Annotated in this window: 7 protein-coding genes and 2 pseudogenes; 2 read left to right on the top strand and 7 right to left on the bottom strand. The window is 67.4% G+C overall.

All coding sequences use genetic code 11. The features are described 5' to 3' along the window. From I6U14_RS16975 to recG, 3 genes and pseudogenes are all read right to left on the bottom strand, one after another. Positions 1-423: pseudogene (locus tag I6U14_RS16975) on the bottom strand (thiol:disulfide interchange protein DsbA/DsbL); the annotation flags it as partial. A 202-nt stretch (positions 424-625) separates the two neighbouring features. Further along, entirely contained in the window at positions 626-1543 is a 918-nt protein-coding gene (gene ubiA / locus I6U14_RS16970; protein WP_296900869.1) for a 4-hydroxybenzoate octaprenyltransferase, read from the bottom strand. 235 nt (positions 1544-1778) lie between these two features. Continuing rightward, positions 1779-3932, bottom strand: coding sequence for an ATP-dependent DNA helicase RecG (recG, locus tag I6U14_RS16965; RefSeq protein WP_296900866.1), 2154 nt, complete (start codon positions 3930-3932; stop codon positions 1779-1781). Positions 3933-3981: 49 nt separating this feature from the next. Between recG and I6U14_RS16960 the strand changes: the two genes are divergently transcribed. Then, a complete protein-coding gene (locus I6U14_RS16960; RefSeq protein ID WP_296900862.1) occupies positions 3982-4404 on the top strand; it encodes a secondary thiamine-phosphate synthase enzyme YjbQ in 423 nt (140 codons plus the stop codon). A gap of 55 nt (positions 4405-4459) precedes the next feature. Here I6U14_RS16960 and mltB read toward each other — a convergent pair whose 3' ends face one another. The 3 genes from mltB to I6U14_RS16945 all read right to left on the bottom strand — a co-directional run bounded on the left by mltB (position 4460) and on the right by I6U14_RS16945 (position 6725). After that, complete coding sequence (gene mltB, locus I6U14_RS16955) at positions 4460-5401, bottom strand: lytic murein transglycosylase B (RefSeq protein WP_296900860.1); 942 nt, start codon at positions 5399-5401, stop codon at positions 4460-4462. A gap of 341 nt (positions 5402-5742) precedes the next feature. Next, positions 5743-6129, bottom strand: coding sequence for a RidA family protein (locus I6U14_RS16950; RefSeq protein ID WP_296900858.1), 387 nt, complete (start codon positions 6127-6129; stop codon positions 5743-5745). Between the two features lie 128 nt (positions 6130-6257). Next, positions 6258-6725 carry a hypothetical protein gene (locus tag I6U14_RS16945; RefSeq protein WP_367115687.1) on the bottom strand — a complete coding sequence of 156 codons (468 nt, stop codon included), beginning with the start codon at positions 6723-6725 and terminating at the stop codon, positions 6258-6260. 220 nt (positions 6726-6945) lie between these two features. Between I6U14_RS16945 and I6U14_RS16940 the strand changes: the two genes are divergently transcribed. Then, complete coding sequence (locus I6U14_RS16940) at positions 6946-7842, top strand: phosphoribosylaminoimidazolesuccinocarboxamide synthase (protein WP_296900856.1); 897 nt, start codon at positions 6946-6948, stop codon at positions 7840-7842. 430 nt (positions 7843-8272) lie between these two features. Here the strand turns inward: I6U14_RS16940 and I6U14_RS16935 are convergent. Further along, positions 8273-9358, bottom strand: a pseudogene (locus I6U14_RS16935) (DEAD/DEAH box helicase); the annotation flags it as partial. Positions 9359-9427: the final 69 nt, after the last annotated feature.

The following is a 9427-nucleotide window of genomic DNA, read 5'->3' as shown; positions in this document are numbered from 1 at the left end:
TATTTGGTGTGCTGGGCAGACCTTGCGGCGCTCGTCGTGGATGGCCGTGAACAGCTGCTCCGGGGGCTTGTCCAGGGCGCCAAGCGGCTCCGCGGCGAAGTCGGCCTTCGCATTCGGCAACCAGCGCGGGGATGCCGCCGCCGGCAAGCGACGGAAGCTCACGTCCGCGGGCTTGTCACCGAGCCACCGCTTGATGTGGGGCTCCAGCTGCCAGCAGTGCGGGCAGCCGTACCAGAAGAGCTCCAGGACCTCCACGTCGTCTCCCGCCTCGGCGCGGGCGGGCTCTGCGACCAGCCGATAGTCGATCCCTTCATCGAAGCTCTGCACCGCAAGCGCCGTAGCGGCCAACAGCAGCAAGGTCAGTAGCAGGCCAAAACGGGCTAGGCGCGATGCAGGGCGCGACAGATCGGGTTGTCGGGTCATTGCGGAGTCTCCTCAGTGAAGGGGTAGAGAGTCAGTCGCCTGCTAGATGGTTGCCAGATGGGGGCGACAGCAACGATTCTGCAGATGCGCGCCTGGGCATGCAGACTCCCGGCGGCCCAGGCCGTCCAAGTTGCCGCGTGGACCCCGGAGGCCAGCATCGGGAATGCGCACACTGCTGGAAACGTGTGCGTCGGCTCACGGGTTATCCAACTGTTGGCGGATGGGCCAGGTAGTCGAGCACGAGGCCGATGAAGATCGTCATCCCAAAGTAGTTGTTGTTGAGAAAGGCGATGAAGCAGCGTTTCGGCGCACGATCGCGGATCAGCCATTGCTGATAGACGGCCAGCAGCGCCGCAACACCGAGGCCGAGGAAGTAAATCCAGCCCCGGCCGGCGGCGACACCGACGCCGGCCAGCATCGCCAGCATCAGCGCCTGCAGCAGGCCGACCATGAGCCGGTCGTAGCGTCCGAACAGGATGGCCGTGGACTTGATGCCTATTTTGAGATCATCCTCCCGGTCCACCATGGCGTACTGAGTGTCGTAGACCAAAGCCCAGATTACCGTCGCCGCGAACAGCGTCCAGGCGTAGACCGGAATCGTCTCTTGAATGGCCATGAAGGCCATGGGCACGGCCCAGCCGAACGCGGCGCCGAGAAAGAGCTGCGGGAAGTGCGTGTAGCGCTTCATGAACGGGTAGATGGTCGCTAGGACTACAGCCACCACGGACAGGGCCACCGTCTGCCAATTCAGCATCAGCACCAAACCGAAGGCGGCCAACGACAGCACGACGAAAACGCCCACCGCCTCCGCCGGTGAGATACTGCCGAGCGCGAGCGGCCGTGCATTTGTGCGCGCCACATGGGCGTCGAAGTCCCGATCCGCATAATCGTTGATCGCGCACCCCGCTGAGCGCATCAGCACCACGCCGGCGATGAAGATCAGCACCACACCCCAGGGCGGATGCCCGGCTCCGGCGAGCCACAGCGCCCAAAGCGACGGCCACATCAGCAAGAAGATACCGATGGGCTTATGCAGGCGAACCAGGCGTACGTAGGCATCCAGCCGCTGGCGCCAGGAGGGAGCGGAAGGGCTGCCGAGGTTGATCTCCGGGAGGCTCATGAGCGATCACTCAGGCTATGCTTAGCAAGGATTCAGGTGCGGGGATTCGGGCGGTGGGCTTCGGCGGCGGCGAAGCGGGCATCTCAGCGGGTGGCTAGGCAACCGCAACGCCGCGTTGGCCCAGCTGAGCCGGACCACGCGCGTCGGACAGGCGGCGGCCAGACCCAAAAGCGCGAAATTATCGCATACCGCCAAGACCCGGGCCGCGATGGACCGCGGCGGCCTTCAGCGGCGCTCAGACATGGCCGTAGTCCTCCCGATGGCCGAGCCAGCGATGGATCAGTGCGGTGATGCGCTCGCCGCCGGCGGCATGGTCGTCGAGCATCGCATCGGCGCCACGCTGGGCGGCGCGCACCAGATCCTTGTCGCGCAGCGGATCGGCAAGCCGAAAGGCGGCCATGCCCGCCTGGCGAGTGCCGAGCACCTCCCCGGCGCCACGCATCTTCAGGTCTGCATCAGCGATGGCGAAGCCACTGGTCTCCCGGCGCAGGATGTCCAGCCGCTCGCGGGCGGCGGCGGTCAGCGGCGCGTGGTAGAGCAGCAGACAGTAGCTCTCCACTTGGCCCCGGCCGACGCGGCCGCGCAGCTGATGCAGCTGCGCGAGACCGAGGCGCTCGGGGTTCTCGATGATCATGAGACTGGCGTTGGGCACATCGACGCCAACCTCGATGACCGTGGTCGCCACCAGCAGGTCCAGGTGCCCGTCGGCAAACGCGGCCATGACGGGCTCACGCTCGGCCGCTTTGACGCGGCCATGCACTAGGCCGATGCGCAGATCGCCCAAGCGCTCGCGCAGGTCCGCGGCAGCGTCCTCCGCAGCCTGGGCCTGCAGCGCCTCGGATTCTTCCACCAGGGTGCAGACCCAGTATGCCTGGCGGCCGGCGGCGCAGGCGCGGCGCACGCGCTCGATGACCTCGTCCCGCCGGCTGTCCGGCACGACGACGGTGGTGATGGGTGTGCGCCCGGGCGGCAGCTCGTCGATCACGGACAGGTCCAGGTCGGCGTAAACGGCCATCGCCAGCGAGCGCGGGATGGGTGTTGCAGTCATGATGAGCTGGTGCGGGACATGGCCGTCTCCGGCACCCTTCTCCCTTAGCGCCATGCGCTGGTGCACACCGAAGCGGTGCTGCTCGTCGATGATGACGAGCCCCAGCGCGGCAAAGCGCACGTCGGCTTGGAACAGGGCGTGGGTACCCACGACCACCGCCGCCTCACCGGATGCGAGCCGCCCCAACATGGCCGAGCGCTCGGCGCCCTTGTGTCGCCCGGAGAGCCAGGCGACGTCGATACCGAGCGGCTCGAGCCAGCCGCCCAAGCTCTTGCGATGCTGATCGGCCAGGAGCTCGGTGGGCGCCATCAGCGCTACCTGCCGACCGCATTCCACCGCCTGGAGCGCGGCCAGAGCACCGACTACGGTCTTGCCCGAGCCGACGTCTCCTTGCAGCAGGCGCATCATGGGTCGATGGCCCGCTAGGTCCCGGTCAATCTCGTCCACCACCCGCTGCTGGGCATCCGTGAGCCGAAACGGCAGCCGCGCCAACAGCCGGCCGCGCAGGGCGCCGTCCCCCGCGAACGCCGCAGCGGCGAGGTGCCGACGCTCACGGCGTAAGCGCCGCAACGCCAACTGGTGGGCCAGCATTTCATCGAAGGCGAGCCGCAGACAAGCGGGATGGCTGCGCTCCACCAGCTCCGACACCGGCGTATCCGCGGGCGGCCGATGGACAGTCTGGATCGCCTGGTGCAGCATGGGCAGGCCGAGGGGCTGCACAATGGCCGCGGGCACCAGGTCCGAAAGGGCCTCCGGGTGGGCCGTCAGCAGGGCCAGTGCCTGGTCGGTAAGGCTCCGCCAGCTGATCTGCTGCAGGCCCTCCGTCGATGGATAGACGGGCGTCAGCGGCGCGTCAACGGCAGTGCCGTTCCCCGTCCTCGGGCCGGAGGCGTCGCGGGCTTGGTACTGCACCTCGGGGTGCACCATCTCCAGGGTCTGCGGACCTTGGCGCACCTGGCCGAAGCAGCGCAGGTGGGCGCCCGGGCGCATGCCCTCCGCCTGCGCCCGGGAGAAATGGAAGAACCGCAACAGCACCCCGCCGCCTCCGGCCGCCGCAGGATCGGCCTGGCCGTCCCGCAGCCAGACCTTCAGGGAACGCCGCCGCCCGTGCGCGATTTGCGCATCGGTGACGACGCCCTCCACCAGCGCCTCGTCGCCGTCGCGCAGATCAGCAAGCGCCCGCAGCCGGGACCGGTCCTGGTAACGCGCCGGCAGGTGAAACAGCAGATCTGCAACCGTGTCGATGCCGAGCTTGTGCAGCCGCTCGGCGAGCTTCGGTCCGACCCGCTTGAGGTCGGTGACGGGGATCTGGTCCAATCCGAGGGAGGCGTCCGCTGCCATTCCGCCGGCGGTGCGGGCGGTCGACGGGCTGTCAGGGGGAGGCGCTGCCATGCAGACGAGTCAACAACGGTTCGAGGTGGACACCCGCGGACGCGGCACCACCAACATCACCAAGCAGATCCAGGACGCGGTGCGCGCGGGCGGAATCCGCACCGGACTCTGTCATGTCTTCGTGCAGCACACCAGCGCGTCGCTCATCCTGTGCGAAAACGCGGACCCGACGGTGCGCCGGGACCTGGAGGCATTCCTGGCGCGACTGGTGCCGGACGGCGACCCGCTGTTCCGGCACACAGCAGAAGGCGCCGACGATATGCCCGCCCATGTGCGGTCCATCCTGACCAACATGGACCTGACCCTGCCGGTGACCGACGGCCGCTGCGCCCTGGGCACCTGGCAGGGGGTGTTTCTGTATGAGCACCGCACCGACCACCAGCGCCGCAAGGTGGTGGTCACCGTCCAGGGCAAGACCTAAGGGCTGGCCGGGCGCCAGTGCTTGCTTGACAGCGCTCGCGTGACAGCCCCGCCGCTCAGCCGGCTCCGCCCAGGCTGCTGCCTGCCGGCTCCGCACTGTAGCGCGCGCCCCCGCGGCGCGCACGCAACGCCTGCGCCAGCTGGTGGACGGTCATCGCGTAGTAGGTGCTCTTATTGTACTTGGTGATGGTCTGGAAGTTGTCGAAGCCGAACCAGTACTCATAGCCACCGGCCGCGTCCAGCTGCAGCAGGCTCACGCGCTGACCGTCCGGCAGCGACACCGGCGCGCGAAAGCCCATGGACTGGAGCCGCCCGACGGGATAGCTGGACCGGAAGCCGGTCTCCAATCCGCCCGGTGAAGCAGCGCTCACGCGCGTTGCGACCGGCTCCCCCGTCTTCCAGCCGTGCTGCTTAAAATAATGCGCGACGCTGCCGATGGCGTCTTCCTTGTCCCAAAGGTCGCGGCGCCCATCTCCGTCGAAGTCGACGGCGTACTTGAGGTAGCTCGATGGCATGAACTGCCCATAGCCCATGGCACCAGCGAAGGAGCCGACGGGCTGGAACGGGTCGAAGCCCTCCTGCCGGGCCATGATCAAGTAGTTTTCCAGCTCGCCGGTGAAATACTCGGCGCGGCGCGGATAGTCGAAGGCGAGCGTCGCCAGTGCATCGATGATGCGATGCTTGCCCATGTAGCCGCCCCATTTGGTCTCGATACCGATGATGGCGACGATGTACTCCGGCGGCACGCCATATTTGCGCGACGCCCGCTCCAACTCTGCGGCATGGGTGTTCCAGAACGCGGTACCGCGGCTCAGCATGTCTGGCGTGATGTGGCGCGAGCGGTATCGCGTCCAAGCCCCATTCGGCCCGGATGACGGCCGCCACTGGCGGTTCATGTATTCGATGATCCACTCATCGGGCCGCACCCGCGAGAAGACCCTGGCCAGCTCGGGGCGCGTATAGCCCTTGGCCTGCAGTCGACCGATAAAGCGCCCCACCTCGGCCCGGCCGGCGCGCGGGCCGCCGGCCAGCCCCTCCGTGCTGCTGCATCGGGCGGGCCGCCGCCAGGCCTAGCGCGCGCCGCGGGCGAGCCGCGCCTGCGGCGCATCTGTGGATGGATTGGACCCGCAACCGGCGAGCGGCAACAGCAGGGCCACGGCGGCAACGGCGAGCGATGAATGGCGCATCTGGTTCCCCCGGCCGACCGGCTGTGGCAAGGTCGGCTTATGTTATTGACGGCGCGGGTGATGTTAGCTGGAAACTGAGCCGATGTCCCGACGCTGGCGGGCCGGCAGGCAGCATATCCGTCCATGCCCGATCTGGCAGAAGGCGGCCCGTTTCAGCCGTCCAACGCCATTACTGCGTCCATCTCCACCTGGGCGCCCTTGGGCAGACTGGCCACGCCGATGGCGGCGCGCGCCGGATAGGGCTCGGTGAAATAGGCCTGCATCAGCTCATTCACGAGCGCAAAGTGGGCGAGATCCGTCAGAAAGATGTTCAGCTTCACGATGTCCCCGAGATCGCCACCGGCGGCGCGGGCAACGGCCTGGAGGTTGTCAAGCACCCGGCGTATCTGCGCCTCCATGTCGCCCTCCGCCAGGGTCATGGTGGCGGGATCCAGCGGGATCTGGCCGGAGAGGTACACGGTATCGCCGACGCGCACGGCTTGCGAATAGGGGCCAATGGCCTCGGGGGCCTGGTCGGTGTGAATGATCTGCTTGGGCATGGCGGGGTCTCCGATTCGGCTGTCATGACCGCAGCGGACGATAGGCAGTCCCCGTGCGGGGGTCAATCATGGCTGCTGTCGCCGCAAGCCGCGAAGGACTCCAGCTCGCATTCGACTGGCCCCGGCACTCAGCCGAATAGGCGCTGCCACCAGCGGCGCCGACCCCGCGGCGCCGGCTGCGCAGCGGGCAGGTCCACGGGCCGGAGCTTGCTCATGGTCCACCCAGGCAATGGCGGGTTGTCGCTGAAGCCGCAGACGACACCGAGGTTGTTCGGATCGTAGATCTTGACGAACCCCGGCGCCTGGAGATCGTCGGCATAGACAATGCCGCAATAGTCCTCGTCGTGCTCCCGACGCAGCAAGGCGTCCATTTCATCGATGAACCGACACACCTGCTCGGCACTGGCCGGCGCCGTGGGCGGTGGCTCACCGACGGCGTAGAGATACCACTCGCCGTTGGCATCCGTGCGCAGTTTGGCCCACAGCGCGTCCAGGTGATGCCAGCGCAGCGCCGAGGTGAAGCTGCCGCGAAACGCGCGCAGAAAGTCATCGGCGTCTGCTGGACCCATCGCAGGCTTGGGCTGGACTGGCTGCATGGGGCTGGCTGGTTGACCTGAATTGCTGGTGTCGGCTGGCTGCTCTCGGGCCGTAGGCGGTTACGCAGATCGCAGCGTGAGTAAAGGACCGCGTGGGCCTGCTATAGTCGCAACCGCAGCCACTTCGGGCAACGGGCTGCCCCCGACTCAGGCACCATTCCACTCACCAGACCGCGAGCTGGCCGCCGCTGATGCGCGCAGGCCGGCGGCCATCACCGCCATGTCAGACGCACTCTTCCAATCTCACCTCAAGCACCTGCCGCTCATCAACCGCGGCAAGGTGCGCGATATCTATGGCATCGACGATGCTCATATGCTCATCGTCACCACGGACAGATTATCCGCGTTCGACGTGGTGCTGCCGCAGCCTATCCCCGGCAAGGGCGAGGTGCTGACGCGGGTGTCCAATTTCTGGTTCGCCCGAACAGCGGGTCTCACGCCGAATCATCTCGCCCACATCCCGCTCGAGACCGTCGTGCCAGATCCAGAAGAGCGAAGCACCCTGGGCGAGCGCGCCATTGTCGTGCGCCGCATGAAGCCCCTGCCGGTGGAAGCCATTGTCCGCGGCTATCTCATCGGCTCCGGCTGGAAGGACTACCAACGCAGCGGCGCCGTCTGCGCTATCCCACTGCCGTCGGGGCTCCGCCAGGCAGATCGGCTGCCCGAGCCCATTTACACGCCCTCCACCAAGGCGGCCGTAGGCGACCACGACGAGAATGTGAGCTTCGAGCAAACCGCCGACCTGATCGGTGCAGACCTCGCCGCCCAGATCCGCGACGTTTCCCTCGCGATCTATGCAGAGGCCGCGGAGTACGCCCGCAGCCGCGGTATCATCATCGCCGATACAAAGTTCGAATTCGGCCTGGATAAAGCCGGCCGCCTGCACCTGATCGACGAGGCGCTTACACCAGATTCATCCCGCTTCTGGCCTGCCGACCAGTACCAGCCCGGCACCAGCCCGCCCAGCTTCGACAAGCAGTTCGTGCGCGACTACCTGGAGACGCTGGACTGGGACAAGACACCGCCCGGACCCGAGCTGCCGGCCGAGATCATTGCCAAGACGGCGGAGAAGTATCGGGAGGCGGAGCACCGGCTCATGCCGAGCACCAGCGCCTAGGCGGAGGTCCCCGCCAGCCGCCCGACCGCCCGACCGCCCGAATGATACCCATCGCACGCCGGTTTTCGGTTTGTCGCGCGAAGAACCTGCTGATGCCTTTTCTCTTCCTCGAACCTTGCACCTCGAAACTCGCTACTCTCCGCTACAACTATGCCGTCCCCGCAAGGGACAAGCTGTGAGGTCCAGTTTAGTCGTCGCGACCGCCGCCCAGGAGGGCCGGCACCTCCCGGCGACGGCCGCTGCGGTTATGGCGCGGACTGCGCTCGGCCTGTGCCTTGGGCTTGCGGTGGACGTGTCCGGCTTTGTGGCCGCGCGTGGCAGTGACTGGCGCGGCTGCGGTGTCCGGGCCTGCCGCTTGCCCTGCCTCCCCGCCCCGACGCCGCCGTTGTTGTGCGCCTGCGCCCGTATCGGCCTGTGCCGACCGACGGCCCGTGCGGCTCGAGCTGTCACCGCGCGCGGCATCGGCCCGATGGTGGCGATGGCCGACACCGCCCTCGCGGGCCGCGGCGCCCCGGCGGCCTTCGCGGGCCCCACCGCGCCCGCCCTTACCACGCAGAATAGGTTCCGCCGGGATGCTCGGGTCCGGCGCATAGCCATCCAGCACGACCTTTGACACCTCCCGCCCGAGCAGACGCTCGATATCCCTGAGCAGCTTCTGCTCGTCCACGCAGACCAGAGAGATGGCCTCGCCCGCATTACCGGCACGGCCCGTGCGGCCGATGCGGTGGACATAGTCCTCCGGCACGTTCGGCAGCTCATAATTGACCACGTGCGGCAGCTGGTCGATGTCGAGACCGCGGGCGGCGATATCGGTGGCCACCAGCACGCGCACGTCACCTGTTTTGAAACCTGCCAGCGCCCGCGTGCGGGCGCCCTGGCTCTTGTTGCCATGGATGGCCGCGGCACTGAGGCCGTCCTTCTCCAACTGCTCGGCCAGGCGGTTGGCGCCGTGCTTGGTGCGGGTGAAGACCAGGACCTGGCGCCAGTCGTTGGCACCTACCAGGTGGCTGAGCAGTTCTCTTTTGCGCTGGCGGTCCACCGGGTGCACCACTTGGCGGACGGTCTCGGCGGCCGTATTGCGCCGCGCGACCTCAATGAGCTGCGGGCGGTTCAGCAACCGGTTAGCGAGGTCTTTAATCTCGTCAGAGAAGGTTGCGGAGAAGAGCAGGTTCTGCCGTTGCTTGGCATCGGGCAGAAGCGCAAGGACACGACGGATATCATGAATGAAGCCCATGTCGAGCATCCGATCGGCCTCGTCCAGCACCAAGATCTCGATGCGCGAGAGATCCAGCGTGCCCTGCCCAGCATGATCCAGCAGCCGCCCCGGAGTCGCCACCAGGATGTCGACACCGCGGCGCAGCTGGGCGATCTGCGGGTTGATCTTGACGCCGCCGAAGATCACCGCCGACGTAAGGGGCAGGTGGCGGCCATAAGTCTCGACGCTGTCCTGCACCTGGGCGGCGAGCTCCCGCGTCGGGGTCAGCACCAGCGCGCGGATGGGCCGCTGTCCGCGGCGCGCGGCGCCGGGCGGACAGGACCCCCTCAGGCCCGGCTCTTATAACAATCTGCCGCCGCCGACGCGCGG

Origin of the sequence: Thiohalocapsa sp., assembly GCF_019695415.1 — a bacterium.
Taxonomy (GTDB): domain Bacteria; phylum Pseudomonadota; class Gammaproteobacteria; order Chromatiales; family Chromatiaceae; genus Thiohalocapsa.
This window is presented reverse-complemented; position numbering and strand designations above follow the sequence as displayed.